The 26,459-nt window shown below is 63.0% G+C and carries 24 protein-coding genes; 21 read left to right on the top strand and 3 right to left on the bottom strand.

What is annotated here, in order from left to right; all coding sequences use genetic code 11:
* Positions 1 to 116 precede the first annotated feature (116 nt).
* The 14 genes from RB548_RS17380 (at position 117) to RB548_RS17315 (ending at position 14,571) form a co-directional block, all read left to right on the top strand.
* Positions 117 to 656, top strand: a complete 540-nt coding sequence (locus RB548_RS17380; RefSeq protein WP_331372477.1) for a protease inhibitor Inh/omp19 family protein — start codon at positions 117 to 119, stop codon at positions 654 to 656.
* Positions 657 to 770: 114 nt separating this feature from the next.
* Complete coding sequence (zapE, locus tag RB548_RS17375) at positions 771 to 1,922, top strand: cell division protein ZapE (protein WP_331372476.1); 1,152 nt, start codon at positions 771 to 773, stop codon at positions 1,920 to 1,922.
* Between the two features lie 186 nt (positions 1,923 to 2,108).
* Positions 2,109 to 3,071, top strand: coding sequence for a malate dehydrogenase (mdh, locus tag RB548_RS17370; RefSeq protein ID WP_331372475.1), 963 nt, complete (start codon positions 2,109 to 2,111; stop codon positions 3,069 to 3,071).
* A 33-nt stretch (positions 3,072 to 3,104) separates the two neighbouring features.
* Positions 3,105 to 4,301 carry an ADP-forming succinate--CoA ligase subunit beta gene (sucC, locus tag RB548_RS17365; protein ID WP_331372474.1) on the top strand — a complete coding sequence of 399 codons (1,197 nt, stop codon included), beginning with the start codon at positions 3,105 to 3,107 and terminating at the stop codon, positions 4,299 to 4,301.
* 5 nt (positions 4,302 to 4,306) lie between these two features.
* Positions 4,307 to 5,209: a succinate--CoA ligase subunit alpha gene (sucD, locus tag RB548_RS17360; RefSeq protein ID WP_331372473.1), complete on the top strand. Its 903-nt coding sequence runs from the start codon at positions 4,307 to 4,309 to the stop codon at positions 5,207 to 5,209.
* A gap of 165 nt (positions 5,210 to 5,374) precedes the next feature.
* On the top strand, positions 5,375 to 8,371 hold the full coding sequence (locus RB548_RS17355) for a 2-oxoglutarate dehydrogenase E1 component (RefSeq protein ID WP_331372472.1): 2,997 nt from the start codon (positions 5,375 to 5,377) through the stop codon (positions 8,369 to 8,371).
* A gap of 122 nt (positions 8,372 to 8,493) precedes the next feature.
* Positions 8,494 to 9,732 (top strand): 2-oxoglutarate dehydrogenase complex dihydrolipoyllysine-residue succinyltransferase, encoded by a 1,239-nt coding sequence (odhB, locus tag RB548_RS17350; protein WP_331372471.1) that lies wholly within the window; start codon positions 8,494 to 8,496, stop codon positions 9,730 to 9,732.
* Positions 9,733 to 9,778: 46 nt separating this feature from the next.
* Positions 9,779 to 10,183: an MAPEG family protein gene (locus RB548_RS17345; RefSeq protein ID WP_331372470.1), complete on the top strand. Its 405-nt coding sequence runs from the start codon at positions 9,779 to 9,781 to the stop codon at positions 10,181 to 10,183.
* An 80-nt stretch (positions 10,184 to 10,263) separates the two neighbouring features.
* Positions 10,264 to 10,689 (top strand): VOC family protein, encoded by a 426-nt coding sequence (locus RB548_RS17340; RefSeq protein WP_331372469.1) that lies wholly within the window; start codon positions 10,264 to 10,266, stop codon positions 10,687 to 10,689.
* The gene (locus RB548_RS17335) at positions 10,686 to 11,324 is read left to right on the top strand and encodes a LysE family translocator (protein ID WP_331372468.1); all 639 of its coding nucleotides are present in this window, start codon (positions 10,686 to 10,688) and stop codon (positions 11,322 to 11,324) included. The genes RB548_RS17340 and RB548_RS17335 overlap by 4 nt, the downstream gene beginning before the upstream one ends.
* A complete protein-coding gene (locus RB548_RS17330) occupies positions 11,324 to 11,830 on the top strand; it encodes a hypothetical protein (RefSeq protein WP_331372467.1) in 507 nt (168 codons plus the stop codon). The genes RB548_RS17335 and RB548_RS17330 overlap by 1 nt, the downstream gene beginning before the upstream one ends.
* Positions 11,827 to 12,579, top strand: coding sequence for an SDR family oxidoreductase (locus RB548_RS17325; RefSeq protein ID WP_331372466.1), 753 nt, complete (start codon positions 11,827 to 11,829; stop codon positions 12,577 to 12,579). The genes RB548_RS17330 and RB548_RS17325 overlap by 4 nt, the downstream gene beginning before the upstream one ends.
* A gap of 24 nt (positions 12,580 to 12,603) precedes the next feature.
* The gene (gene lpdA / locus RB548_RS17320; protein ID WP_331372465.1) at positions 12,604 to 14,010 is read left to right on the top strand and encodes a dihydrolipoyl dehydrogenase; all 1,407 of its coding nucleotides are present in this window, start codon (positions 12,604 to 12,606) and stop codon (positions 14,008 to 14,010) included.
* A gap of 87 nt (positions 14,011 to 14,097) precedes the next feature.
* Positions 14,098 to 14,571: a DUF2867 domain-containing protein gene (locus RB548_RS17315; RefSeq protein WP_331372464.1), complete on the top strand. Its 474-nt coding sequence runs from the start codon at positions 14,098 to 14,100 to the stop codon at positions 14,569 to 14,571.
* A gap of 76 nt (positions 14,572 to 14,647) precedes the next feature.
* Here the strand turns inward: RB548_RS17315 and RB548_RS17310 are convergent, their stop codons facing one another.
* Positions 14,648 to 15,733 (bottom strand): TraB/GumN family protein, encoded by a 1,086-nt coding sequence (locus tag RB548_RS17310; RefSeq protein ID WP_331372463.1) that lies wholly within the window; start codon positions 15,731 to 15,733, stop codon positions 14,648 to 14,650.
* A gap of 158 nt (positions 15,734 to 15,891) precedes the next feature.
* Complete coding sequence (locus tag RB548_RS17305) at positions 15,892 to 16,827, bottom strand: tyrosine recombinase XerC (protein WP_331372462.1); 936 nt, start codon at positions 16,825 to 16,827, stop codon at positions 15,892 to 15,894.
* 152 nt (positions 16,828 to 16,979) lie between these two features.
* Here RB548_RS17305 and RB548_RS17300 point away from each other — a divergent pair, with 152 nt between their 5' ends.
* Positions 16,980 to 17,894 carry a GNAT family N-acetyltransferase gene (locus RB548_RS17300; RefSeq protein ID WP_331372461.1) on the top strand — a complete coding sequence of 305 codons (915 nt, stop codon included), beginning with the start codon at positions 16,980 to 16,982 and terminating at the stop codon, positions 17,892 to 17,894.
* Between the two features lie 209 nt (positions 17,895 to 18,103).
* Here the strand turns inward: RB548_RS17300 and fsa are convergent, their stop codons facing one another.
* Positions 18,104 to 18,757, bottom strand: coding sequence for a fructose-6-phosphate aldolase (fsa, locus tag RB548_RS17295; protein WP_136508991.1), 654 nt, complete (start codon positions 18,755 to 18,757; stop codon positions 18,104 to 18,106).
* Positions 18,758 to 18,936: 179 nt separating this feature from the next.
* Between fsa and RB548_RS17290 the strand changes: the two genes are divergently transcribed.
* The 6 genes from RB548_RS17290 (at position 18,937) to atpD (ending at position 26,450) form a co-directional block, all read left to right on the top strand.
* Positions 18,937 to 21,141: a primosomal protein N' gene (locus RB548_RS17290; protein WP_331372460.1), complete on the top strand. Its 2,205-nt coding sequence runs from the start codon at positions 18,937 to 18,939 to the stop codon at positions 21,139 to 21,141.
* Positions 21,142 to 21,271: 130 nt separating this feature from the next.
* Positions 21,272 to 21,658, top strand: a complete 387-nt coding sequence (locus RB548_RS17285) for an AGROH133_08824 family phage infection protein (protein ID WP_331372459.1) — start codon at positions 21,272 to 21,274, stop codon at positions 21,656 to 21,658.
* A gap of 249 nt (positions 21,659 to 21,907) precedes the next feature.
* Positions 21,908 to 22,474 (top strand): F0F1 ATP synthase subunit delta, encoded by a 567-nt coding sequence (locus RB548_RS17280; protein WP_331372458.1) that lies wholly within the window; start codon positions 21,908 to 21,910, stop codon positions 22,472 to 22,474.
* The gene (gene atpA, locus RB548_RS17275; RefSeq protein ID WP_331372457.1) at positions 22,474 to 24,003 is read left to right on the top strand and encodes a F0F1 ATP synthase subunit alpha; all 1,530 of its coding nucleotides are present in this window, start codon (positions 22,474 to 22,476) and stop codon (positions 24,001 to 24,003) included. The genes RB548_RS17280 and atpA overlap by 1 nt, the downstream gene beginning before the upstream one ends.
* Positions 24,004 to 24,030: 27 nt before the next feature.
* A complete protein-coding gene (locus RB548_RS17270; protein WP_331372456.1) occupies positions 24,031 to 24,912 on the top strand; it encodes a F0F1 ATP synthase subunit gamma in 882 nt (293 codons plus the stop codon).
* 23 nt (positions 24,913 to 24,935) lie between these two features.
* Positions 24,936 to 26,450, top strand: a complete 1,515-nt coding sequence (gene atpD / locus RB548_RS17265) for a F0F1 ATP synthase subunit beta (RefSeq protein WP_180939292.1) — start codon at positions 24,936 to 24,938, stop codon at positions 26,448 to 26,450.
* Positions 26,451 to 26,459: the final 9 nt, after the last annotated feature.

Below are 26,459 nucleotides of genomic sequence, written 5' to 3'. Positions count from 1 at the left end.
CGTGCAACAGGTACTGCTGAAATGCCTTCCCTTGATTTGACAGGTGGATTTGCTGTAGTTCGGCCATTATTATCGCGTTGCATCATGGTTCGATGAAGATATCGGGGGTAAGAGACATGCGGGTTTTTCATGCGGCGGCGGGGCTGGCGGTTGTGCTTGCGCTGACCGGATGCCAGCGGACATCCTTTGGTGGTTTCGGTTCTCGGGATGTTTCACCTGCTCCGCTGCAGGCCCAGCCCGTTCCGACGGTTTCGTCGAGCCAACTCCCCGACCCGACGACGAACACCTCGCAGTTCCCGGCGGCACCCACGGCCGGCACGGCGGCAGCCGGCGGTGCGCCGGCCGGCACGCAAGTTGCGGCCGCCCCGAACGCACTCGACGTGACGAAGGAATCGATGGTCGGCAATTGGCGCGTATCGAGTGCCGGCAGCTCCTGCGACATGTTCCTGACGCTTACGAACCTCGGCAGCGGATCGCGCGGCGGTACGCGCGGCTGCGCCGGCGAGCTGACGACGATGGGCTCCTGGGAAGTCGCCGGCAAGCAGGTGGTGCTCAAGGACCGCGGCGGCAATCCGATCGCCCGCCTATACAAGACCGCAGACGCGCGCTTCGACGGTTCGACCAACAGCGGACAGCCGGTCAGCCTCAGCCGCTGATGGCCACCAACACCCGGCGCTGCGCCGGATGCGACGCGGGATGAGGACGTGTGAGCAGCCTTGCCCGTCCCGCGCCTCCTACCGAAATCGCTCCTTGCTCACCTCGGGTGCCGCGTGCTCAACCCAGACGACAGCATTCTTCACAAGCTTGAAGCGCTCGTTACCGCCGGAGAACGCCAGCGCGACCCGGCGCAAATTGCGATCGCGCGGCGGCTCGATCACCTGACGGCCGAGCTGCTTGCCAGCAGGCCGTCGCGCAAGTCCAATGCGCTCGGCTGGCTCTTTGCCTCGCGCAAGAAGGACCATGCTCCGGTCAGGGGTCTCTATATCCACGGCGGTGTCGGCCGCGGCAAGACGATGCTGATGGACATGTTTTTCGACGCCGTGCCGATCCAGCGCAAGCGACGGGCGCATTTCCACGAGTTCATGGCGGATGTGCACGAGCGCATCTACAAGCATCGCCAGAAACTCAAGAATGGCGAGACGAAGCAGGCCGACCCGATCCCGCCGGTGGCCTCCGAGCTTTTCGGCGAGGCGCGGCTCCTGTGCTTCGATGAATTCTCGGTCACCGACATCGCCGATGCGATGATCCTGGCGCGCCTCTTCGGTGAACTCTTCGCCAAGGGATGCGTTCTCGTCGCGACCTCGAACGTCGAGCCGAACGATCTCTATCGCGATGGCCTCAATCGCGGCCTCTTTCTCCCCTTCATCGACCTGCTGAAGGCGAACGCGGAGATCATTTCGCTTGATACCGAGACGGACTATCGCCTCCAGAAAACCGACGGAAATCCGGTCTGGCTGTCGCCGCTCGGACCGGACGCGGAAGCGGCCATGGATCGCGCCTGGTACTGTGTGACGGCAGGGGCGCCGGTCGCCGCGGCGGAAGTTGCGCGCAAGGGCCGCAAGATCCGCGTGCCGGAGGCTTCGGGCAATAGCGCCCGCTTCACCTTCGCCGACCTTTGCGCGCAGCCGCTCGGCGCCGCCGACTATCTCGCCATCCTGACGCAATACAGCACCATCTTTCTCGATCATGTCCCGCATTTGGGGCCCCACCTGCGCAACGAGACCAAGCGGTTCATTATCCTCGTCGATGCGCTCTACGACCAGGGCGCGCGCCTTTTCGCCTCCGCCGCGGCCGCGCCGCAGCACCTGCTGGCCGAGAAGAAGGGAACCGAAGGTTTCGAGTTCGACCGCACCGTGTCGCGCCTGATCGAGATGCAGAGCGAGGAATATGCCGCGCAACATCCGGCAAGAGCGGTCGTCTGATGACGCAACGGTGACATAAGATCTTACGTTTACGTAAGAATTTTATCATCTAACCGATTGAATTTGCTCTGTCGAAAAGTATGCATTGATATTTTACCATTTGCCGTTTAAGGGCTTTTCGCGAAGGTTTGGCGTTTGCCGCGTTTCAGGCCTCGATCATATTGGGATCACAAAGGAAGCACTTTCATGGCGCGCAACAAGATTGCACTTATCGGCTCAGGGATGATTGGTGGCACGCTGGCGCATCTCGCCGGCCTGAAGGAACTGGGCGACATTGTCCTGTTCGACATTGCCGACGGCATTCCTCAGGGCAAGGGTCTCGATATCGCACAGTCGTCCCCGGTCGAAGGTTTCGACGCCTCGCTGACGGGCGCGAGCGACTATTCTGCCATCGAAGGCGCCGACGTCTGCATCGTGACCGCCGGTGTGCCCCGCAAGCCGGGCATGAGCCGCGATGATCTGCTCGGCATCAACCTGAAAGTGATGGAGCAGGTCGGCGCAGGCATTAAGAAATATGCCCCGAACGCATTCGTCATCTGCATCACCAACCCGCTCGACGCCATGGTCTGGGCGCTGCAGAAGTTCTCCGGCCTGCCGAAGAACAAGGTCGTCGGCATGGCCGGCGTTCTCGATTCGGCCCGCTTCCGCCTCTTCCTCAGCCAGGAATTCAACGTATCCGTCCAGGACGTCACGGCCTTCGTGCTCGGCGGCCACGGCGACACGATGGTGCCGCTCGCCCGCTATTCGACCGTCGCCGGCATCCCGCTCACCGATCTCGTTCAGATGGGCTGGGTCACAAAGGACCGCCTCGAGCAAATCATCCAGCGGACCCGTGACGGCGGCGCCGAAATCGTCGGCCTCTTGAAGACCGGCTCGGCCTACTATGCGCCGGCTGCTTCCGCGATCGAGATGGCGGAAGCCTATCTCAAGGACAAGAAGCGTGTGCTTCCCTGCGCGGCCCACCTTTCCGGCCAGTACGGCGTCAAGGACATGTATGTCGGCGTGCCGACGATCATCGGCGCCGGCGGCGTCGAGCGCATCATCGAGATCGACCTCAACAAGGGCGAGAAGGATGCCTTCGACAAGTCGGTGGCAGCGGTCGCCGGCCTTTGCGAAGCCTGCATCAACATCGCACCCAGCCTGAAGTAACCGCCATCCGGCCAAACAGACAGGAACAACCCCATGAACATTCATGAATATCAGGCCAAGGCTCTCCTGAAGAGCTATGGCGCGCCGGTCGCCGAAGGCGTCGCGATCTTCTCCGCCAACGAAGCGGAAGCTGCCGCGAAGAAGCTGCCGGGACCGCTCTACGTGGTGAAGAGCCAGATCCACGCCGGCGGTCGCGGCAAGGGCAAGTTCAAGGAGCTCGGCCCCGACGCCAAGGGCGGCGTGCGCCTTGCAAAGTCCGTCGACGAGGTCGTCGCCAACGCCAAGGAGATGCTTGGCAACACGCTGGTGACGAAGCAGACCGGTCCGGCCGGCAAGCAGGTCAACCGCCTCTATATCGAGGACGGCGCCGACATCGACCGCGAGCTCTATCTCTCGATCCTCGTCGATCGCTCCGTCGGCCAGGTTGCCTTCGTCGTTTCGACCGAGGGCGGCATGGACATCGAGGCGGTTGCCGAGCATACGCCGGAGAAGATCGTTACCGTTGCGATCGACCCGGGCAAGGGCGTCACCGCGGAAAACCTGAAGACGCTCGCCGACGCGCTTAAGCTCGAAGGCGAGGCGCGTGCCGATGCTGAAAAGCTTTTCCCGATCCTCTACAAGGCCTTCGTCGAGAAGGACATGAGCCTGCTCGAGGTGAATCCGCTGATCGTCATGAAGAACGGCCGCATGCGCGTGCTCGACGCCAAGGTCTCCTTCGACGGCAACGCGCTCTTCCGCCACGAGGACGTCGTCGCGCTGCGCGACACCACGGAAGAGGACGAGAAGGAAATCGAGGCCTCCAAGCACGACCTCGCCTATGTCGCGCTCGACGGCAACATCGGCTGCATGGTCAACGGCGCCGGCCTTGCCATGGCGACCATGGACATCATCAAGCTCTATGGCGCCGAACCCGCCAACTTCCTCGACGTCGGTGGCGGCGCTTCGAAGGAGAAGGTGACGCATGCCTTCAAGATCATCACTGCCGATCCGGCGGTGAAGGGCATTCTCGTCAACATCTTCGGCGGCATCATGAAGTGCGACGTCATCGCCGAAGGCGTGCTCGCCGCCGTCAAGGAAGTGGGTCTCAAGGTGCCGCTCGTCGTTCGCCTCGAAGGCACGAATGTCGAGCTTGGCAAGAAGATCATCAATGAATCGGGCCTCAACGTCATCTCCGCCGATGATCTGGACGATGCCGCCCAGAAGATCGTTGCAGCCGTGAAGGGAGCCTGAGGCCGATGTCCATCCTGATCAACAAAGACACCAAGGTCCTCGTTCAGGGCCTGACCGGCAAGACCGGCACCTTCCATACCGAACAGGCGCTCGCCTATCACGGCACGAAGATGGTCGGCGGCATCCATCCGAAGAAGGGTGGCGAGACCTGGACCGGCGCCAAGGGCGAGCAGCTCCCGATCTTCGCGTCTGTTGCCGAAGGCCGCGACGCGACCGGCGCCAATGCATCGGTCATCTATGTTCCGCCGGCAGGTGCTGCCGCTGCGATCATCGAGGCGATCGATGCGGAAATTCCGCTGATCGTCTGCATCACCGAAGGCATACCGGTCGCCGACATGGTCAAGGTCAAGGCGCGCCTGGAGAAGTCCTCCTCGCGTCTCATCGGCCCCAACTGCCCGGGCGTGCTCACCCCGAACGAATGCAAGATCGGCATCATGCCGGGCAACATCTTCCGCAAGGGCTCGGTCGGCGTGCTGTCGCGCTCCGGTACGCTCACCTACGAGGCCGTCTTCCAGACCAGCAACGAAGGTCTCGGCCAGACCACCGCCGTCGGCATCGGCGGCGATCCGGTCAAGGGTACCGAGTTCATCGACGTGCTCGAAATGTTCCTCGCCGACGACGAGACCAAGTCGATCATCATGATCGGCGAAATCGGCGGTTCGGCCGAAGAGGACGCGGCGCAGTTCCTGAAGGACGAAGCCAAGCGCGGCCGCAAGAAGCCGATGGTCGGCTTCATCGCCGGCCGTACGGCCCCTCCCGGTCGCACCATGGGCCACGCCGGCGCGGTCATCTCCGGTGGCAAGGGCGGCGCGGAAGACAAGATCGCAGCGATGGAATCGGCCGGTATCCGCGTTTCGCCGTCGCCGGCTCGCCTCGGCAAGACGCTGGTCGAAGTCCTGAAGGGCTGAGATTTCAACGGCGAGGCTTGGGGCCGGCGTCACCTGCCGGCCCCAAGCCCGACCAATTAATGACGCAAGCTTGGTGCAGTAAAAGCGCCGAATAAACATGAACGACCGGGAAAACCCGGCATCCCAACTTCAGTCAGGAGGCGAACCGAGGGTTCGCGAAAGACCATGACAAGGCAAGAGGCCAACGAGCAATTCCAGCTCACATCGTTTCTGGATGGCGCCAACGCTGCTTACATCGAGCAGCTCTATGCACGTTACGAAGCGGATCCGTCCTCCGTTTCGTCCGAATGGCAATCCTTCTTCAAGGCGCTCGCCGACCGGCCAGAGGACGTTGTGAAGGCCGCCAAGGGAGCCTCCTGGAAAAAGAGCAACTGGCCGATCGCCGCCAATGGCGAGCTCGTGTCCGCGCTCGACGGCGACTGGGGCGCCGTTGAGAAGGTCATCGAAAAGAAGGTCAAGGCCAAGGTCGAGGAAGCTGCCGCCGTCACGGGCGTACCGGTCAGCGAAGCGGAGGTTCATCAGTCGACGCGCGATTCCGTTCGCGCCATCATGATGATCCGCGCCTACCGCATGCGTGGTCACCTGCATGCCAAGCTCGACCCGCTCGGCCTTGCCGACCCGGTCGAGGACTATGACGAGCTTTCGCCGAAGTCCTACGGCTTCGAGGAAAAGGACTACGACCGCAAGATCTTCATCGACAACGTGCTCGGCCTCGAATACGCGACTGTGCGCGAAATGGTTGAGATCCTCGAGCGGACCTACTGCTCGACGATGGGCGTCGAATTCATGCACATGTCCAACCCCGAGGAGAAGGCCTGGATCCAGGCCCGTATCGAAGGTCCGGACAAGGGCGTCGAATTCACGCCGGAGGGCAAGCGCGCCATCCTGCAGAAGCTCGTCGAGTCCGAAGGCTTCGAGCAGTTCATCGACGTCAAGTACAAGGGCACCAAGCGCTTCGGCCTCGACGGCGGCGAGTCGCTGATCCCGGCTCTGGAACAGATCATCAAGCGCGGTGGCCAGGAAGGCCTCAAGGAAATCGTGCTCGGCATGGCCCATCGCGGTCGCCTCAACGTTCTCTCGCAGGTCATGGCCAAGCCGCATCGCGCCATCTTCCACGAGTTCAAGGGCGGCTCCTATGCGCCGGATGACGTGGAAGGTTCCGGCGACGTCAAATATCACCTCGGCGCGTCGTCCGACCGCGAATTCGACGGCAACAAGGTGCACCTGTCGCTGACGGCGAACCCGTCGCATCTCGAGATCGTCAACCCGGTCGTCATGGGCAAGGCGCGCGCCAAGCAGGACCAGATGGCGACCGTATTCGAGGGCGACATCATTCCGCTGCGCGAACGGGTCAAGGTCATGCCGCTTCTGCTCCATGGCGACGCGGCCTTCGCCGGCCAGGGCGTCATCGCGGAAATCCTCGGTCTCTCGGGTCTGCGCGGCCACCGCGTTGCCGGTACCGTGCATTTCATCATCAACAACCAGATCGGCTTCACCACGAACCCGGCCTTCTCACGCTCCTCGCCCTATCCGTCGGACGTGGCGAAGATGATCGAAGCGCCGATCTTCCACGTGAACGGAGATGACCCGGAAGCCGTCGTCTACGCGGCCAAGGTCGCGACCGAGTTCCGGATGAAGTTCCACAAGCCGGTCGTCGTCGACATGTTCTGCTACCGCCGCTTCGGCCACAACGAGGGCGACGAGCCGGCGTTCACGCAGCCGAAGATGTACAAGGCCATCCGGGCCCACAAGACGGTCGTCCAGCTCTATTCGGAACGGCTGATCGCCGAAGGTCTCATGAGCGAGGGCGACGTCGAGAAGATGAAGGCGGACTGGCGCGCCCATCTCGAGCAGGAGTTCGAGGCCGGCCAGTCCTACAAGCCGAACAAGGCCGACTGGCTCGACGGCGCCTGGTCGGGTCTGCGCACGGCCGATAACCAGGATGAGCAGCGCCGTGGCAAGACCTCGGTGCCGATGAAACAGCTGAAGGAAGTAGGCCGCAAGATCTCGGAGATCCCGGCGGGCTTCAACGCCCACCGCACGATCCAGCGTTTCATGGAAAACCGCGCCAGCATGGTGCAGACCGGCGAGGGCATCGACTGGGCAATGGCGGAAGCGCTCGCCTTCGGCACGCTCGTGACCGAAGGCACCAAGATCCGCCTCTCCGGCCAGGATTGCGAGCGCGGCACGTTCTCGCAGCGCCACTCAGTACTCTATGACCAGCAGACGGAAGAGCGCTACATTCCGCTCGCCAACCTGTCGCCGACCCAGGCGCGCTACGAGGTCATCAACTCGATGCTCTCGGAGGAGGCGGTGCTCGGTTTCGAATACGGCTATTCGCTTGCCCGCCCAAATGCGCTGACGCTGTGGGAAGCCCAGTTCGGCGACTTCGCCAACGGCGCTCAGGTGGTCTTCGACCAGTTCGTCTCATCGGGCGAACGCAAGTGGCTGCGCATGTCCGGCCTCGTCTGCCTGCTGCCGCACGGCTATGAAGGCCAGGGGCCGGAGCACTCCTCCGCACGCCTCGAACGCTTCCTGCAGCTCTGCGCGGAAGACAACATGCAGGTCGCCAACGTCACCACGCCGGCGAACTACTTCCACATCTTGCGCCGCCAGGTGAAGCGCGACTTCCGCAAGCCGCTGATCCTGATGACGCCAAAGTCGCTGCTGCGGCACAAGCGCGCGGTCTCCAGCCTTTCCGAAATGGCGGGCGAGAGCTCCTTCCACCGCCTGCTTTGGGACGATGCGGAAGTCATCAAGGACGGCCCGATCAAGCTGCAGAAGGACTCGAAGATCCGCCGCGTCGTGCTCTGCACCGGCAAGGTCTATTACGACCTGCTCGAGGAGCGCGAGAAACGCGGCATCGACGACATCTACCTGCTGCGCGTCGAGCAGCTCTATCCGTTCCCGGCCAAGGCTCTGATCAACGAGCTCAGCCGCTTCCGCAATGCGGAGATGGTGTGGTGCCAGGAAGAGCCGAAGAACATGGGCGCCTGGTCGTTCATCGATCCCTATCTCGAATGGGTGCTCGCCCATATCGATGCCAAGTATCAGCGGGTGCGCTACACCGGTCGTCCGGCCGCCGCTTCGCCGGCAACCGGCCTGATGTCGAAGCATCTGGCGCAGCTTGCCGCCTTCCTCGAGGACGCGCTGGGGGGCTGATCGGTCCCCCACGGTCTGCCAATCGCTGGAGCACTTCCAGGAAAAGTGCCTAGCGGTTTTCCGTCCGGAAGTGCGTAACTCAAAGAGCTAGAAACAGATATCTGATCAACGGAACAACAATCATGGCAACAGAAATCCGCGTTCCCACTCTTGGCGAATCCGTCAGCGAAGCGACCGTCGGCACCTGGTTCAAGAAGGTCGGCGATGCGATCAAGGCCGACGAGCCGATCCTCGAACTTGAGACCGACAAGGTGACGATCGAAGTTCCGGCACCGGCCGCCGGCACGCTCTCCGAAATCGTGGCGCAGGCGGGCGAGACCGTCGGCCTCGGAGCACTGCTCGGCCAGATCGCCGAAGGCGCTGCCGCTGCCGCTGCTGCTCCGGCTCCGGCAGAGAAGAAGCCCGAACCTGCTGCTGCCGCTCCGGCCCCGCAGCCGGCCGCTCCCGCGCCGGCGCAGCAGGCGACGTCGATGCCCCCGGCTCCGGCTGCCGCCAAGCTCATCGCGGAAAACAACATCTCGGCCGAGCAGATCGATGGGTCCGGCAAGCGTGGCCAGGTGCTGAAGGGTGACGTGATCGCTGCTCTCGCCAAGGGAGTTTCCGCTCCCGCCGCCGAACCGGCAAGGGTCCAGGCGCGCGCGCCGGCGCCGGCCGAGGATGCCGTGCGCGAAGAACGGGTCAAGATGACACGGCTGCGCCAGACGATCGCCAAGCGCCTCAAGGACGCGCAGAACACCGCCGCGATGCTCACCACCTACAACGAAGTGGACATGAGCGCGGTGATGAGTCTCCGCAACAAGTACAAGGACATCTTCGAGAAGAAGCACGGCGTCAAGCTCGGCTTCATGGGTTTCTTCACCAAGGCTGTCACGCATGCGCTGAAGGAACTGCCGGCGGTCAACGCCGAGATCGACGGTACCGACATCATCTACAAGAACTTCTGCCATGTCGGCGTCGCCGTCGGGACAGAAAAGGGCCTCGTGGTGCCGGTCGTGCGCGATGCCGACCAGATGTCGATCGCCGAGATCGAGAAAGAAATCGGTCGCCTCGGCAAGGCCGCCCGCGACGGCGCGCTGTCGATGGCCGACATGCAGGGCGGCACCTTCACGATCTCCAATGGCGGCGTCTACGGTTCGCTGATGTCTTCACCGATCCTCAACGCGCCGCAGTCCGGCATTCTCGGCATGCACAAGATCCAGGACCGGCCGGTCGCGATCGGCGGTCAGGTCGTCATCCGTCCGATGATGTATCTTGCTCTCTCCTACGATCACCGCATCGTCGACGGCAAGGAAGCGGTTACCTTCCTGGTGCGCGTCAAGGAGAGCCTTGAAGATCCGGAGCGGCTTGTGCTCGATCTCTAAGACAGGCGGGGGCGAGAGCCCCCGCTTCTTCTCGTGGGATGCGCGGATGTCGTTGGAACTGAGCTACCTCCTGTGGAGCGCCGTGCTCGCCTTCGTCTACATGATGGCGCAGGCGGGCGCTTATCGCCTGCAGAACGGGCTCGTCGAGGCGGATCCCAACCGGGACGTTCAACCGCCGCCGGATGTCTTTACGGCACGCGCGACGCGGGCGCTCCGCAATTTCCACGAGACCTATCCGATCTTCATCGTACTCGTCGTCGTGACGGAGTTCACCGGGCGCGGCGGACCGCTGACCGGCTGGGGAGCGGCGATCTGGTTCTGGGCGAGGGCGGCCTACCTGCCGATTTATGTCGGTGGGCTGGGCCTGGTTCGCTCGGCAGTGTGGGGTGTGTCCGCTATCGGGCTTGCCCTGATGTTTGCAGGCATCGCGATCGACTGCATGTTTCCTTAAATCGTAGCCGATTTAAGGAAACATGCAGCAACTCAAAGTGCTACAGCGTCCTCTGCGGCGCTGTAGAAGGAGGACGAAGCATGGCATTCGAACCGAACGTTCCCCCGATCCAGGCGCATATCTGCGTCAAGGACGGCCTTGCCGCCATCGCCTTCTACGAAAAGGCGTTCGGCGCGGTAAACACGTTTCACCAGATGGCCGAGGATGGCAAGCGCGTCATGCACGCCAATCTGGCCCTCTTCGGCGGCGAGATCATGCTGCATGACGAGTTTCCGGAGTTCGGCATGAGCATCAGCTCGCCCAAGACGGCGGGCGGGGCCAGCGTCGCGATCAATATCAACCTTCCGAAGGCGGAAGATGTCGATCAGGCTTATGCCAACGCGATCACCGCCGGGGCATCGACAGTGATGGTACCGCAGGATACCTTCTGGCAAGCACGCTATGCGCGCATCCTGGATCCCTTCGGCCACATCTGGGCCTTCAACGCACCGGTCGCAAAATCATGAGCAATTACCTGATCGAACTCGCATCGCTGATGGCGATCTTCTCGTTCGCCATCGTTTCTCCCGGCGCCGACCTCGCCATGGTGATCAGACAGTCGCTCGTGCACGGGCGGCGCCCGGCGATCATCACGTCGTTCGGCATCGGCACATCGCTGATGTTTCACGTCACCTACACCATTCTCGGCCTGGGGCTGATCATTTCCCAGTCGATCTACCTCTTCAATGTCGTCAAATGGTGCGGCGTCGCCTACCTGATCTATATCGGTATCAAGGCACTCCGCGCTGGCCAGACGGAGATCGTGGTCGAGGCAGAGGATGCCGGGTCGGGGCGGGAGCAGTCGGCGCTGAAGGCCTTCGGCCTCGGTTTCGCCGCCAATGCGCTCAACCCGAAAGCGGTGTTCTTCTTCCTGTCGATCTTCTCGACGGTGGTCAGCGCGCACACGCCGATGATGGTCAAGTTCGGCTACGGCCTTGTCATGGCAAGCTGCCTGATCCTCTGGTTCGTCGGTGTCAGCCTGTTCATGACGACGCCGCGGATGCGGGCCGCCTTCACGCGGGCAAGCAAGTGGATCGACCGGGCAAGCGGCGTGGTCTTCATCGGGCTCGGGTTGAAACTCGCGACCGAAAAGGCCGCCTGATGCCAAGCGGCCGGACCGTCCTTCCCGCCGCATTTGCGGCCGTGTTCGCGGCTACGCCGGCGTTTGCGGACGAGTGTAAGCAGGCGCATGCGATCTATGCCGATCCGGCCGGCGTCTACGAGTTGCGATTCGAGCCGGTCGGCTCGGAAGCGGCCGTCACCAGCAATCACTTCAAGGTCACGATCGGCAAGACCCGCCTCTCGCTCGACGGCGTCGTGATGCAATCCGGCGAGCCGCTCCGCGCGAACGGCATCGTCATGCATGATTGCCCGACAGGCGACGTCACCGGTGCGGAGCTTGAGGCCTGCACCGTCTGGCAGGGCGTGATCTATACCGTCGACAAGGCCGGTCGTGTCGGCCTGCTTCAGGCGGAGGACGCGCCGGCCGCCGAGCGGGTCTTGCTCCCCGGTTTCGGCCCGTCGCTGCGCGCATCGAGCGCCTGGGGCGAAAGCAAGGCGAAGGCCGACAGCTCCGACGTCTTTGAGTTCAAGGGATGCGGCGCATGAGCGGCGGGCGTGTGGTTCTCGTCACGGGCGGCAGCCGCGGCATCGGTGCCGCCGTCTGCATCGCAGCGGCGAGTGAAGGCTGGCGGGTCGCCGTCAATTACGCCTCGAATCGGCAGGCCGCGGAAGAGGTGGTGCGTGCGGTCGAGGCAGCGGGCGGCGCCGCGATCGCGGTCGCGGGAGACGTCGGTTCTGAAGCCGGCGTGAAGGCGATCTTCTCCGCCGTGGACGCAGCCTTCGGCAGGCTCGACGGGCTCGTCAACAATGCGGGCATCGTCGGCCCACCGCAGCGCATCGACGAGATTTCTCCCGAACGGCTGGACCGCATGTTCCGTGTCAACGTGACCGGTTCCATCCGTTGCGCGGCCGAAGCGGTGCTCAGGATGTCGACGCGTCACGGTGGGCGTGGCGGTTCCATCGTCAACGTCTCGTCCGTGGCGGCCATCCTGGGTTCACCCGGGCAATATGTCGACTATGCCGCCGCAAAGGGCGCGATCGACACTTTCACCGTCGGGCTGGCGCGTGAAGTGGCGGCGGAGGGCATTCGCGTGAATGCGGTGCGCCCCGGCATCATCGATACGGACATTCACGCCTCCGGCGGACTGCCGGACCGCGCCCGCGACATGGCGCCTTCGATCCCTGCGCAACGCCCCGGTACAGCCGGCGAAGTTGCCGATGCAATTCTCTATCTCCTGTCGGATAAGGCGACCTATGTGACGGGGGCAATTCTCAACGTCAGCGGCGGTCGGTAACCGCCCTGAAACAAGGATTATCAAATGGCTTATGATCTCATCGTTATCGGAAGCGGCCCCGGCGGCTATGTCTGCGCCATCAAGGCGGCGCAGTTGGGCATGAAGGTTGCCGTGGTCGAAAAGCGCAGCACCTACGGCGGCACCTGCCTCAACGTCGGCTGCATTCCTTCCAAGGCGATGCTGCATGCTTCCGAGATGTTCCATCACGCGCAGCACGGCCTGGAGGCGCTGGGAGTGGAAGTCGCGAGCCCGAAGCTCAACCTTCAGAAGATGATGGCCCACAAGGATGCGACCGTGAAGGCGAACGTCGACGGCGTTGCCTTTCTCTTCAAGAAGAACAAGATCGACGGCTTCCAGGGCCTGGGCAAGGTGCTGGGCCAGGGCAAGGTTTCCGTCACCAACGACAAGGGCGAGGAGCAGGTCCTCGAAGCGAAGAACATCGTGATTGCCACGGGCTCGGAGGTCGCCGGTATTCCGGGCGTCGAGTTCGAGTTCGACGAGAAGGTCATCCTCTCCTCGACCGGCGCGCTCGAACTGGAAAAGGTGCCGGCGAGCATGATCGTCGTCGGCGGCGGCATCATCGGCCTCGAGCTCGGCTCGGTCTGGGCGCGCCTCGGCGCAAAGGTGACGGTGGTCGAATTCCTCGATACGATTCTCGGCGGCATGGACGGTGAGATCGGCAAGCAGCTCCACCGGATGCTGACGAAGCAAGGCATCGACATCAAGCTCGGCGCCAAGGTGACTGGCGTTGCGAAGCCTGGCAGCGGCGCGAGGGTCACCTTCGAGCCGGTCAAGGGCGGCGAGTCGACCACGCTCGACGCGGATGTCGTACTGGTCGCGACCGGGCGCAAGCCGTGCACGGAGAATATGGGCCTTGCCAAGGCGGGTGTCGTGCTCGACTCGCGCGGCCGGGTCGAGATCGATCGTCACTTCCAGACGAGCATCACCGGCGTCTACGCGATCGGCGACGTGGTACGCGGTCCGATGCTGGCCCATAAGGCGGAGGACGAAGGCATTGCGGTGGCGGAGATCATCGCCGGTCAGGCCGGTCACGTGAACTACGACGTCATTCCGAGCGTCGTCTACACCCAGCCGGAGGTGGCTTCGGTCGGCAAGACCGAAGAAGAACTCAAGGCTGCGGGCGTCGCTTACAAGGTCGGCAAGTTCCCCTTCACCGCCAATGGCCGTGCCCGCGCGATGCTGCAGACGGATGGTTTCGTCAAGATCCTGGCCGACAAGGAAACCGACCGCGTGCTCGGCGGCCATATCGTCGGCTTCGGCGCCGGCGAGATGATCCACGAGATCGCGGTGCTGATGGAATTCGGCGGTTCGTCGGAAGACCTCGGACGTACCTGCCATGCCCACCCGACCATGTCGGAAGCGGTCAAGGAAGCGGCTCTCGCCACCTTCTCCAAGCCGACCCACATGTGACAATTGGCCGGGGGGCTGCGACAAGCGGCCCCCTGCCATGCGCCGCTACGTGGCGCGAACATGAACGGACCGATATGAGGATCGTTCATGAGACCGCGAAGCGTCGCCGCTCACCTCCCGAACGCGATACTGCCCGAGGCCGACTGGGCGGACCGCTACGAGCTTCTCGTTCTGAACGAGCGATTGACGGCGGGCGAGGCGGCCCGGCGGATGCTTGATCCATTACCGGCCTGGGTCCGCGGCCTTCTGGCACTTCGAAACCGCATCGTGTCGCCCGTCAGGCTGAGGACTGCTGCACCTGCTGCGGATCGCGGTCTGATCGGGTTCTTTCCGGTTCTGCTCGATGACCAGCACAAGGCCGTTCTCGGCTTCGACGACCGGCATCTGGATTTTCGTATTGTCGTGGACGTCCGCGAGGGTCCGGCCGACAGCCAGGTGGTCGGCGTCACCACCCTGGTGCATCGCCGCAATTTTCTCGGCCGCATCTATCTCGCGCTTGTCACGCCTTTCCACAAGACGATCGTCCCGGCATTGTTGGCCGGGCTGAACGAACGGCATTGAGGGCGATCTAACTCTTTGAAATTACGCAATTCCGGACGGAAAATCGTTACACACTTTTCCTGGAATTGCTCGAGTGTCAGTTTGCCGGCGTGACGGTGAAGCCGCGTTGGCGCAGGAGTTCGACCAGACCCTCCGCGCCGGAGAGGTGCAGCGCGCCAACGGCCATGAAGGCGTTGCCGCCCTTCAGGATCGGTTCGGCGCGCGTCGCCATGATCTTGTTGCGGTCGATGATGATGCGCTGCTCGAAATCGGCAAAACCGAAGTCCTTTGCCGCAGTCTCAGAGGAAACGGATTTCATCATCGGCATGATCATTCCGGTGTCGCCGGAAAGGTAGAGATCGGTTGTCGTCGCCATGACATCGTCGATGGTCTTGCCGAGCGCCAGCGTCTCGATCAGCGCCTGCAGGTGGAGCTCGACGGGCAGCGAGTCCATCGCCGAAAGCTGCTCGACCAGGGTCTCCAGGCCCTTCAGCGTCTTCCCCTCCCTGACGGCGTCCTCCGCCAGCTTCTTGTCGAGGAAGGACGCGCCGGCAGCCTTGCGCGACATCTCGCAGGCCGGAAGCGCGACGAAACTTGCAATCATCCACGGTTTCATCTTGGCGACGAGCGGCAGGGGAATGCCCCGTTCCTTGAGGCCGCTTTCCAGGCGCACCCGATCCTCTGGCCTCAGAAAGTCGTTGATCGTCTTGTCGCCGGCGAACATGGTGAGGTCCGGGCGCATCATGATCGCGGCCGCCGCCTTCTTGTCGTCGACAATCTCGTCCGATTCGACGATGACGATCGCCGCCTTGGCAAAGGCGTCGACCGCACCTTCCGGCATCGCCAGGACGCGCGGGTCGGTGACGTGCATGGTGCCGAGCAGCCAGGAGGGAGCCGATCCTTGGGCTTCGATTTTCCAGAGGAGGCCCTTTCCGTTCGGTACCGCGTCGGCCTCCTGGCGCAGCGCGGCGAGGCGCGTCGGGTCCGACTGTTCCAGTCCCGCCAGGATGTTGCTGCCGCCGCAGGCGGACTCTTCGGCAGCGCGAGCATCCGAAATGCAAAGAACTATGGCTATGAGGCTCGCGAGCACCAGAAGATGCAGGGACGCGATCAGCCACAGGGCGCTGTCCGCAAGCCTGTCGGCGAGATTGCGAACGGGTCTTGAAATCGGAAACGTCGTCATCGGGCACCGATTCTGCACAACTCTACTTGAAATGACGCAATTCCGGACGGAAGACCGCCGCACATTGCTCTCTCGAACCCTACGCGGCGATGGTCACGGGTTCCTTAACGGGTTTGGTTAATCCGGTACTTGGCCGAATTTCAGGCGCGGGCCGAATTTCAGGCGCGGGGATGAGCGCGATCGTAGATTTCCAGCAGACGAGCCGAATCGACGCCTGTGTAGACCTGCGTTGTCGAAAGGCTGGCATGGCCGAGCAGTTCCTGGATGGTGCGCAGGTCGCCACCGCCGGCGAGAAGATGCGTGGCGAAGGAGTGACGTAAGGCGTGCGGTGTTGCCGAATCGGGAAGGCCGAGGGCGGCGCGCAGTTTCTGCATCTCGCGCTGGATGATGGCCGGCTGCAGCGTCGCGCCGCGGGCGCCGCGAAACAGCGGTGCGCTGGCGGCGAGAGAGTAGGGGCAAATCCGGATGTAGGTGGCCACGGCATCGGTCGCGGCGGCAATAAGCGGGACCAATCGTGTCTTGCTGCCTTTGCCGTTGACGCGCAATGACGAGCTGGCGCCGGCAAAATCGTTGGGCGTCAGCGCGAGCGCCTCCGATATGCGCAGGCCGCAGCCGTAGAGAAGCGTCAGCACCGCGGCGTTTCGGGCGGCGATCCACGGCTCTTCCGCAAGCTGTGCGTCCGACGTGACAACCTTCAGCGCTTCGCGGTCCGTCAACGATTTCGGCAGGGACTTCGGCTGTTTCGGCGAGCGCACGGCCTGGGCACCCGCGGCGTTGGCAAGGCCATTTCTTTCCAGGTAGCGCAGGAAGGAGCGGAGGCCCGCGAGCCCGCGTCCGAGCGTACGTGCGCCCGCGCCGTGTTTGCGCCGCTGTGCCAGGAAACCGCGCAGATCCGCCGGCCGCAGCGTGCGGATATCCGCCAGGCGCGGCGGCCCCGCGAGATGGCCGGTCAGGAAGGTCAGGAATTGCCGCGTATCGCGCTCATAGGCCTCGACCGTCTTTGCGGACAGACGCCGTTCCTGGGTGAGGCTCGCCAGCCAGCGCTGCCGTTCCGCCATGACTTCGGGGTGACCAATTACAAGAAGCTCGTTCATCGTCGCTCCGGCGATTCCGTGTGCCGTACACAATGTGGCCGGGCGTCTTATGTTTTTGCTAACGCACTTCTTTTTGCTGTGGCGCTCTTGGAATTTGTCATTGTTCGATCATATTGAACTGCGATGGTCGGTCAGCAAACGCGGATGGGACTATGGCGAGACGGGACATGGGGGGCGGATTCGCGCAATTTGCTGAGGCCATTGCTCTGGTTTCTCAGGGACAGCCCGGCCATATCGTCGATACCCTGATCGCGGAACGCGGCCAGAAGATCGTTCGCCACCCATTGTGGCCGGCCATGCGGCCCTTTCTCTATACCCTGCTCAACTATCGCAAGGCGATCGAGTTCGCCGATGCGGTCGCTAACGTGCCGGGTTTTCAGGCGTTCGAGCACCTGAGCCACCTGCTTTCGCTCGACATTCGCGTCGACAGGGCAGAGCGCATACCGGCAAAGGGCGGCTTTCTCCTTGTCAGCAATCATCCGACCGGCATTGCCGATGGCATAGCGGTTTTCGATCTTTTGAAGTCCCGCCGACCGGACATGATGTTTTTCGCCAATCGCGACGCGATCAGGGTCAATCCGCGATTCGTCGAGATGGTCATTCCGGTCGAGTGGCGCGAAGAATACAAAAGCAAGCTCAAGGCTCGCGAAACGCTGCAGGTCACCAATCGAGCCATCGAAGAGGGCAAGGCAACTGTGCTTTTCCCTTCGGGCCGCATCGCCTACTGGGCCGATGGACGGCTCAATGAACGTCCATGGAAGAGCTCTGCCGTCGGCTTCGCGCGCAAATACGGCCTGCCGATCCTGCCGGTGCACATGAGCGCACGCAATTCCGGTCTCTTCTACTGGTTCGCCAAATGGTCGACGGAACTGCGCGACATGACGGTGTTCCATGAACTTCTGAACAAGAAGGGCGACCTTTTCGATTTTCGCGTCGGCAATCTGATCGCGCCCGAAGCGCTCGACGGCGATCCGGCGGACGTCACGCGTGCGCTGGAAAGACATACGGTTTTCGAACTCGCGGCCGACAGCGATGCCGTGTTCGTGTCGTCCGCTAAGGCGGAGTGAGCTTTTGCCGTTGCCCCTCATCCGGCCTGTCGGCCACCTTCTCCCCGCCGGCGGGGCGAAGGGGGCTCGCGGCGCCTTCCCAGTCCCCTCGCCCCGCCTGCGGGGAGAGGGCCAGGGTGAGGGGGCCATCATCCCGACGTGACGGTGATGAGGGGCGAGGCCCGCATCGCTGCGAGGCCCCGGAATTTGCTGCGAAAAGCCCGAAACGATCAGCCGATCTTCTGGCCGGTCTTTGCCCAGTCGGCCAGGAACATTTCCAGGCCCTTGTCCGTCAGCGGGTGCTTGACGAGCGCCTTCAGCGTTGCCGGCGGCGCGGTGACGACGTCGGCGCCGATGAGGGCGGCTTCCTTGACGTGGTTGACCGTGCGCACCGAGGCGGCAAGGATTTCCGTCTCGTAGCCATAGTTGTCGAAGATGTGGCGGATTTCACGGATGAGATCCATGCCGTCGAAGGCGATGTCGTCGAGGCGGCCGATGAAGGGCGAGACAAAGGTCGCGCCGGCCTTGGCGGCCAGCAGCGCCTGGTTGGCCGAGAAGCAAAGCGTCACGTTCGTCTGGTGACCGTCCGAGGTCAACGCCTTGCAGGCCTTGAGGCCGTCAAGCGTCAGCGGCACCTTGATGCAGATGTTGTCGGCGATCTTCGAAAGGGCGGCCGCCTCCTTCATCATCTCGCTGTACTCGGTTGCTGTCACTTCCGCAGATACCGGTCCGTCGACGATCGAGCAGATTTCCTTCGTGACTTCGACGATGTCGCGGCCCGACTTCAGGATGAGCGAGGGGTTGGTGGTGACGCCGTCGAGCAGGCCGAGGTCGTTCAGTTCCCGGATTTCCTTCACGTCGGCGGTATCAACGAAAAATTTCATGGAGGTGTCTCCCTTGGGGCATGATTGCCATTCGGGCGCATATCTGCCGGGCGGAAAACCCGCGGGCAGAAACCGCGCGTTGAAACTCTGGTGGAACCGTGACAAACCCTGCTTTCTGCAAGGCAGCGGTTCGCTGCGCAGTTTTCTTTAACTGAAAGCGGTGGCAAGGTCACGGCAAAATGACTCTTGATTCAACCGATTTATTCGGGGCCGTATCTGACCGCCGCATTGTGCCCGTCCTGGTGCCGATGCCGGCGCCGAGGGCCTATTCCTATGTGGTGCCGGATGGCATGGCGGTCGAGCCGGGATCGATCGTGCAGGTGCCGCTGGGCCCGCGCCTGGTCGTGGGCGTGGTCTGGGACGGCGCCGATGATGGTACGGTCGATCCGAAGAAACTGAAGCCGATCGAGAAGGTTTTTGACTGCCCGCCGTTGACGAGCGAGATGCGCGCCTTTCTCGATTGGGTGGCGGCATATACGGTGACGCCGCCCGGGCTCGTCGCACGCATGGCATTGCGTGCGCCGACGGCCTTCGATCCCGAGCCGATGGTGGAAGCGCTGCGCCTGACGGACCAGCGGCCGGAGCGCATGACTTCAGCGCGCGAAAGGGTCATCGCGGCGGCAAGCGACGGCTTTTCCTGGACGCGGTCCGGGCTTGCGCACGCGGCGGGCGTTTCTTCGAGCGTCGTCGACGGCCTTACCGCGCAGGGCGCATTCGAAGCCGTTTTCATGCCGCCGCCGCCCGTTGTCGCTCCGCCCGATCCGGATTTCACCGCTCCCCGACTGGAGGGCGCGCAGAAGGATGCCGCAGCCGATCTGCTGGCGGCAGTGGAAGAGGGAAGATTCTCCGTTTCGCTGATCGACGGCATTACCGGTTCCGGCAAGACCGAGGTCTATTTCGAGGCGATCGCCGCGACGTTGCGGGCCGGCAAGCAGGTGCTGATCCTTTTGCCGGAAATCGCGCTGACCGCGAGCTTCCTCGAACGTTTCCAGGACCGCTTCGGTTCGAAGCCCGCCGAATGGCATTCCGATCTCGCGCCGCGAACGCGCGAGAAGGTATGGCGACAGGTGACGACAGGGACGGTTCGCGTCGTCGCCGGCGCCCGTTCCGCCCTGTTCCTGCCCTTCGAGGATCTCGGCCTGATCATCGTCGACGAGGAGCACGACCCCGCCTACAAGCAGGAGGATCGCGTCTTCTACAACGCCCGCGACATGGCGGTCGTGCGGGGGCGGATCAGCGGCTTTCCGGTCGTCTTGGTGTCGGCGACGCCGTCCGTCGAAAGCCGGGTCAACGGGGAAGTGGGCCGCTACAGGCCGATCCACCTGCCGACGCGATTCGGAGATGCGGCGCTGCCGCATCTTGGCGTCGTCGACATGCGCCGCCATCCGCCCGAACGCGGCGGCTTTCTCTCGCCGGTGCTCCTCAACCAGATCGGCAAGGCGATCGGCCGTGGCGAACAGGCGCTGCTGTTTTTGAACCGGCGCGGCTATGCGCCGCTGACGCTCTGCCGCGTCTGCGGCCATCGCTTCCAGTGCCCGGACTGCTCAAGCTGGCTCGTCGAACACCGCTTTCGCGGCCAGATCCAGTGCCATCATTGTGGCTATTCGGAGCGCACACCGGAAGCCTGCCCCGAATGCGGCACGCTCGATCACCTGGTCGCCTGCGGACCCGGGGTCGAGCGCATTGCCGAGGAGGTCGACCGGCATTTTCCCGAGGCCCGCACGATCGTGCTCTCCTCCGACCTGATGGGTGTCAAGCGACTGAGGCTGGAACTGGAAGCGATCGCGCGTGGCGAGGCGGACATCGTCATCGGCACCCAGCTCGTCGCCAAGGGACACAATTTTCCGCTGATGACGTTGGTCGGCATCGTCGACGCCGATCTCGGCCTCGCCAACGGCGATCCGCGCGCGGCGGAGCGGACGTTCCAACTGCTCTCGCAGGTGACGGGTCGCGCCGGACGGACGGGCCTGAAGAGCCTTGGGCTGCTGCAGACCTATCAGCCGCAGCACCCGGTGATGCAGGCGATCGTCTCGGGCGATTCGGACGCCTTCTATGAGCGCGAGATCAATGAACGGGAACGCGCCGCGCTGCCGCCCTTCGGCCGGCTCGCCTCGATCATCGTTTCGGCCGATACGCGCAACGACGCCGAAAGCCATGCGCGCGGCCTGCGCATGGCGGCCCCGCGCGTCGACGGCATCTCTATCCTCGGTCCGGCCGAGGCGCCGCTCGCGCTCATCCGCGGACGGCACCGTTTCCGCCTGCTTGTCCACGGACGGCGCAACAGCGACATGCAGGCCTTCGTCAAGGCGATGATTGCCGGCGGGCCCAAGGAGAAAGGATCGATCAGCGTGCAGCTCGACATCGATCCGCAGAGCTTTCTGTGATCGATCGCGTGAACGCGACGGAGCGGATTCACATCGGCGCCGACATGCGCTAGACCTCTCGCGGTGCCGCGTCTGCGAGGAATCACGCGGGGCGCGACACCACGAGGATGATACTATCAGCGGGGACGGCATGGAGTTCTACATTCCGACGGAAACCGGGGAGTTTCTGGCATTTTGCGCGGCGGCGGCCGCGACACTTATCGGCCTTGTCATGCTCTTTGCACCCCGCCTTGCCTTTCGTGCCGCCGGCATCGGCGTTGCCGAGGGGCGCCGCGGCGGGCTTGCGGAGGTCCGCTCCACCATGGGCGGCATGCATGTCGGTCTCGGGCTCGGCGCCATCCTGCTCGGCCAGCCGATGGTCTATCTTGCCGTCGGTGCAGCCTTTGCACTCGCCGCCTTCGGCCGCATCCTGTCGATGATGAGCGACAATGGCGCGACGCTCTTCAACTGGATCGCCCTTGCCGTTCAGGCGGCGCTTGCGATCCTGCCGCTTGCTTACGTTTTCGGGCTGATCTGACGACGATCGACACGATTTCGACGCTCCGTTCCGGATTAACGGCAAAATTCGACCGATGTGGGTCGACTTATGCCGCATTCCTGCCGTTGGCGTGTTGCGAGTCCAAACATCCTATGCTAGACGAACCGCGAATTGCGGGGGAAGTGGGTCGAGCGGCCTCGATATCCTGCGAGTTATTGCAGCAAATTCAAGATGTTAAGTCAGCGGTTCGCCGCAGCTGACGTTCTTGGATGATTTAGAGAGAAGCTTGTGCCCGTGGCAGACACATCCCAGCTTATTTCCGGTGTTGCAGAAAGATATGCGTCCTCGCTCTTCGAGCTCGCTCTCGATGCTGGTTCGCTCGAGGCGGTCGGTGCCGATCTTAATCGCGTCCAGGCGCTGATCGACGGAAGCGATGATCTGAAGCGACTGATCGTAAGCCCCGTCTTTTCTGCCGACGACCAGTTCAAGGCCATTTCCGCGGTCGCCGAAAAGGCTGGCATCTCCGGGCTGGTCGGCAACTTCCTCAAGGTCGTTGCTCGTAACCGCCGTCTCTTTGCGCTGCCGGGCATCATCAAGGCGTTTCGCCTGATTGCCGCGCGCCATCGCGGCGAAATTTCCGCCGACGTCACGTCGGCCCATGCGCTCACTCAAGCGCAGGAAACTGAATTGAAGGCGACGCTCAAGGGCGTCACCGGCAAAGACGTGGCGATCAACGTCACCGTCGACTCGTCTATTCTTGGAGGTCTGATCGTCAAGGTCGGGTCCCGCCAGATTGACACCTCCCTTCGCACCAAACTCTCTACCCTTAAGCTTGCACTGAAAGAGGTCGGCTGATGGATATCCGCGCCGCGGAAATTTCCGCAATTCTCAAAGATCAGATCAAAAATTTCGGCCAGGAAGCAGAAGTCTCCGAAGTCGGCCAGGTGCTTTCCGTCGGTGACGGTATCGCCCGCGTCTACGGCCTGGACAACGTACAGGCAGGCGAGATGGTCGAATTCCCCGGCGGAATTCGCGGCATGGCGCTGAACCTCGAAGCCGACAACGTCGGTGTGGTTATCTTCGGTTCCGACCGTGACATCAAGGAAGGCGACACCGTCAAGCGGACCGGCGCCATCGTGGACGTCCCGGTTGGTCCGGAACTGCTCGGCCGCGTCGTCGACGCGCTCGGCAACCCGATCGACGGCAAGGGCCCGATCAACGCCAAGCAGCGCGCCCGCGTTGACGTCAAGGCTCCCGGCATCATTCCGCGCAAGTCGGTTCACGAGCCGATGTCGACCGGCCTCAAGGCGATCGACGCGCTCATCCCGGTCGGCCGCGGCCAGCGCGAGCTCGTCATCGGCGACCGCCAGACCGGCAAGACCGCGATCATTCTCGACACCTTCCTGAACCAGAAGCCGATCCACGACAACGGCCCGGAACAGGACAAGCTCTACTGCGTCTACGTCGCTATCGGCCAGAAGCGCTCGACCGTCGCTCAGTTCGTGAAGGTTCTCGAAGAGCGCGGCGCGCTGCAGTACTCGATCATCGTTGCTGCGACCGCCTCCGATCCGGCTCCGATGCAGTATCTCGCTCCGTTCGCCGGCTGCGCGATGGGCGAATACTTCCGCGACAACGGCAAGCACGCGCTGATCGGCTATGACGACCTTTCCAAGCAGGCCGTCGCTTACCGTCAGATGTCGCTGCTGCTGCGCCGCCCGCCGGGCCGCGAAGCTTATCCGGGCGACGTCTTCTACCTGCATTCCCGCCTCCTGGAGCGTGCTGCAAAGCTCAACGACGACAAGGGTGCTGGCTCGCTGACGGCTCTGCCGGTCATCGAAACGCAGGGCAACGACGTTTCCGCGTTCATTCCGACCAACGTGATCTCGATCACCGACGGCCAGATCTTCCTTGAAACAGACCTGTTCTACCAGGGCATCCGTCCGGCCGTTAACGTCGGCCTGTCGGTTTCGCGCGTCGGCTCCTCGGCGCAGATCAAGGCGATGAAGCAGGTCGCAGGCTCGATCAAGGGTGAACTCGCGCAGTACCGCGAAATGGCGGCGTTCGCACAGTTCGGCTCGGACCTCGATGCCGCAACGCAGCGCCTCTTGAACCGCGGCGCCCGCCTGACCGAGCTCCTGAAGCAGCCGCAGTTCTCGCCGCTGAAGACGGAAGAGCAGGTGGCGGTGATCTTCGCAGGCGTCAACGGCTACCTCGACAAGCTGCCGGTCAACCAGGTCGGCAAGTTCGAGCAGGGCCTGCTCTCCTACCTGCGTTCGGAAGGCAAGGACGTGCTGGAAGTGATCCGCACGGAAAAGGCGATTTCCGACGACACCAAGGGCAAGCTGAAGGCTGCAATCGACACCTTCGCCAAGTCTTTCGCCTGAGCGGGTTTCATTTAGGACGGACAACGGATGCCTTCACTTAAGGATCTGAAAAACCGGATCGCCTCCGTCAAGGCGACGCAGAAGATCACCAAGGCGATGAAGATGGTCGCCGCGGCGAAGCTTCGGCGCGCGCAGGAGGCGGCCGAGGCCGCCCGGCCTTACTCGCAGCGCATGGCTGCCGTTCTCGCCAACATCGCCCAGGCGGTCGGCGCGGACGAAAGCGTACCGCAGCTGATGACGGGAACCGGCAGGGACGACACGCATCTCCTGATCGTCTGCACGGCGGAACGCGGCCTTTGCGGTGGCTTCAACTCGCAGATCGCGCGCTTCGCCCGCGATCATGTGCGCAAGCTGCTCGCAGCCGGCAAGACCGTGAAGATCATCTGCGTCGGGAAGAAGGGGTTCGATATCCTGCGACGTGAATTCGCGTCGCTGATCATCGACCGTGTCGACCTGCGTGAAGTCAAGAAGATCGGTTTCGAAAACGCCGATCAGATCGGACACAAGGTCATCGCGCTCTTTGAGAAGGGCGAGTTCGATGTCTGCACGCTGTTCTACTCCGAGTTCAAGTCCGTCATTTCGCAGGTTCCGACCGCGCAGCAGCTCATCCCGGCCTCGGCCGGCGATGTTTCCGTGGAGACCACGGATGCTTCGGCGATCTACGAATACGAGCCGGACGCAGCCGCCATCCTGACCGATCTCATCCCGCGCAACATCTCGGTGCAGATCTTCCGGGCTCTGCTCGAGAACGTCGCTGGCGAAATGGGTGCCAAGATGAGCGCCATGGACAATGCGACGCGCAACGCCGGTGAGATGATCAACAAGCTGACGCTCAACTACAACCGTCAGCGGCAGGCGCAGATCACCAAGGAACTCATTGAAATCATCTCTGGCGCGGAAGCGCTCTAAGGTTACGAAAGAGGGTAAGAATTATGGCTAAGGCAGCTACCCCGAAAGAAACCGCAGCGGCGAAGAAGCCCGCTGCACCGCGTAAGGCAGCTTCCGCCAAGACGGTCGTTACGGCTACCGGCGCTGTCGGTCGCGTCACGCAGGTTATCGGCGCCGTTGTCGACGTCGCTTTCGAGGAAGGTCAACTCCCGCAGATCCTGAACGCGCTGGAAACCGACAACAAGGGCAACCGCCTCGTTCTCGAAGTCGCGCAGCATCTCGGCGAAAACTCCGTCCGCACGATCGCCATGGACTCGACCGAAGGTGTGGTTCGCGGCCAATCGGTCACCGACACCGGCGGCCCGATCTCGGTTCCGGTCGGCAAGGAAACGCTTGGCCGCATCATGAACGTCATCGGCGAGCCGGTCGATGAAGCTGGTCCGCTGAAGACTTCGGCCCGCCGTGCGATCCACCAGGACGCTCCCGCCTATGTCGAGCAGTCGACTGAAGCGCAGATTCTCGTCACCGGCATCAAGGTCGTCGACCTGCTCGCTCCTTATGCGAAGGGTGGCAAGATCGGTCTCTTCGGCGGTGCAGGCGTCGGCAAGACCGTTCTGATCATGGAACTGATCAACAACGTCGCCAAGGCGCACGGTGGTTACTCGGTGTTCGCAGGCGTCGGTGAACGCACCCGCGAAGGCAACGACCTCTATCACGAAATGATCGAATCGGGTGTGAACAAGCACGGCGGCGGCGAAGGGTCCAAAGCCGCTCTCGTTTACGGCCAGATGAACGAACCGCCGGGCGCCCGCGCTCGCGTCGCGCTCACCGGCCTGACGGTCGCTGAACAGTTCCGCGACGAAGGTCAGGACGTTCTCTTCTTCGTCGACAACATCTTCCGCTTCACCCAGGCGGGTTCGGAAGTGTCGGCTCTGCTCGGCCGTATTCCGTCGGCCGTGGGCTATCAGCCGACGCTCGCCACCGACATGGGCGCGATGCAGGAGCGCATCACCACGACGACCAAGGGCTCGATCACCTCGGTTCAGGCCATCTACGTTCCGGCCGACGACTTGACCGACCCGGCGCCGGCGACCTCGTTCGCCCACCTCGACGCAACGACCGTTCTGTCGCGCTCGATCGCGGAAAAGGGCATCTACCCGGCCGTGGACCCGCTTGACTCGACCTCGCGCATGCTCGACCCGATGATCGTCGGCGAAGAGCACTACGAAGTGTCGCGCAAGGTGCAGTCGACGCTGCAGCGCTACAAGGCGCTCCAGGACATCATCGCCATCCTCGGCATGGACGAACTTTCCGAAGAGGACAAGCTGGCGGTTGCCCGCGCCCGCAAGATCGAGCGCTTCCTGTCGCAGCCGTTCTTCGTCGCCGAAGTCTTCACCGGCTCGCCGGGCAAGCTGGTTGCGCTTGAAGACACGATCAAGGGCTTCAAGGGCCTGGTCAACGGCGAATACGACCACCTGCCGGAAGCTGCCTTCTACATGGTCGGTTCGATCGACGAAGCGATCGAGAAGGCCAAGAAGCTGGCTGCCGAAGCCGCTTAATCAGCATCG

It is taken from the genome of Sinorhizobium chiapasense (assembly GCF_036488675.1).
Lineage (GTDB): Bacteria > Pseudomonadota > Alphaproteobacteria > Rhizobiales > Rhizobiaceae > Sinorhizobium > Sinorhizobium chiapasense.
This window is presented reverse-complemented; position numbering and strand designations above follow the sequence as displayed.

What these genes read in the sequence shown, in the direction of transcription:
- RB548_RS17380 (WP_331372477.1), top strand. Translation starts at nt 117, where the DNA reads ATGCGGGTTTTTCATGCGGCGGCGGGGCTGGCGGTTGTGCTTGCGCTG.
- mdh (WP_331372475.1), top strand. Translation starts at nt 2,109, where the DNA reads ATGGCGCGCAACAAGATTGCACTTATCGGCTCAGGGATGATTGGTGGC.
- sucC (WP_331372474.1), top strand. Translation starts at nt 3,105, where the DNA reads ATGAACATTCATGAATATCAGGCCAAGGCTCTCCTGAAGAGCTATGGC.
- sucD (WP_331372473.1), top strand. Translation starts at nt 4,307, where the DNA reads ATGTCCATCCTGATCAACAAAGACACCAAGGTCCTCGTTCAGGGCCTG.
- RB548_RS17355 (WP_331372472.1), top strand. Translation starts at nt 5,375, where the DNA reads ATGACAAGGCAAGAGGCCAACGAGCAATTCCAGCTCACATCGTTTCTG.
- odhB (WP_331372471.1), top strand. Translation starts at nt 8,494, where the DNA reads ATGGCAACAGAAATCCGCGTTCCCACTCTTGGCGAATCCGTCAGCGAA.
- RB548_RS17345 (WP_331372470.1), top strand. Translation starts at nt 9,779, where the DNA reads ATGTCGTTGGAACTGAGCTACCTCCTGTGGAGCGCCGTGCTCGCCTTC.
- RB548_RS17340 (WP_331372469.1), top strand. Translation starts at nt 10,264, where the DNA reads ATGGCATTCGAACCGAACGTTCCCCCGATCCAGGCGCATATCTGCGTC.
- RB548_RS17335 (WP_331372468.1), top strand. Translation starts at nt 10,686, where the DNA reads ATGAGCAATTACCTGATCGAACTCGCATCGCTGATGGCGATCTTCTCG.
- RB548_RS17330 (WP_331372467.1), top strand. Translation starts at nt 11,324, where the DNA reads ATGCCAAGCGGCCGGACCGTCCTTCCCGCCGCATTTGCGGCCGTGTTC.
- RB548_RS17325 (WP_331372466.1), top strand. Translation starts at nt 11,827, where the DNA reads ATGAGCGGCGGGCGTGTGGTTCTCGTCACGGGCGGCAGCCGCGGCATC.
- lpdA (WP_331372465.1), top strand. Translation starts at nt 12,604, where the DNA reads ATGGCTTATGATCTCATCGTTATCGGAAGCGGCCCCGGCGGCTATGTC.
- RB548_RS17315 (WP_331372464.1), top strand. Translation starts at nt 14,098, where the DNA reads ATGAGACCGCGAAGCGTCGCCGCTCACCTCCCGAACGCGATACTGCCC.
- RB548_RS17310 (WP_331372463.1), bottom strand. Translation starts at nt 15,733, where the DNA reads ATGACGACGTTTCCGATTTCAAGACCCGTTCGCAATCTCGCCGACAGG.
- RB548_RS17305 (WP_331372462.1), bottom strand. Translation starts at nt 16,827, where the DNA reads ATGAACGAGCTTCTTGTAATTGGTCACCCCGAAGTCATGGCGGAACGG.
- RB548_RS17300 (WP_331372461.1), top strand. Translation starts at nt 16,980, where the DNA reads ATGGCGAGACGGGACATGGGGGGCGGATTCGCGCAATTTGCTGAGGCC.
- fsa (WP_136508991.1), bottom strand. Translation starts at nt 18,757, where the DNA reads ATGAAATTTTTCGTTGATACCGCCGACGTGAAGGAAATCCGGGAACTG.
- RB548_RS17290 (WP_331372460.1), top strand. Translation starts at nt 18,937, where the DNA reads ATGACTCTTGATTCAACCGATTTATTCGGGGCCGTATCTGACCGCCGC.
- RB548_RS17285 (WP_331372459.1), top strand. Translation starts at nt 21,272, where the DNA reads ATGGAGTTCTACATTCCGACGGAAACCGGGGAGTTTCTGGCATTTTGC.
- atpA (WP_331372457.1), top strand. Translation starts at nt 22,474, where the DNA reads ATGGATATCCGCGCCGCGGAAATTTCCGCAATTCTCAAAGATCAGATC.
- RB548_RS17270 (WP_331372456.1), top strand. Translation starts at nt 24,031, where the DNA reads ATGCCTTCACTTAAGGATCTGAAAAACCGGATCGCCTCCGTCAAGGCG.
- atpD (WP_180939292.1), top strand. Translation starts at nt 24,936, where the DNA reads ATGGCTAAGGCAGCTACCCCGAAAGAAACCGCAGCGGCGAAGAAGCCC.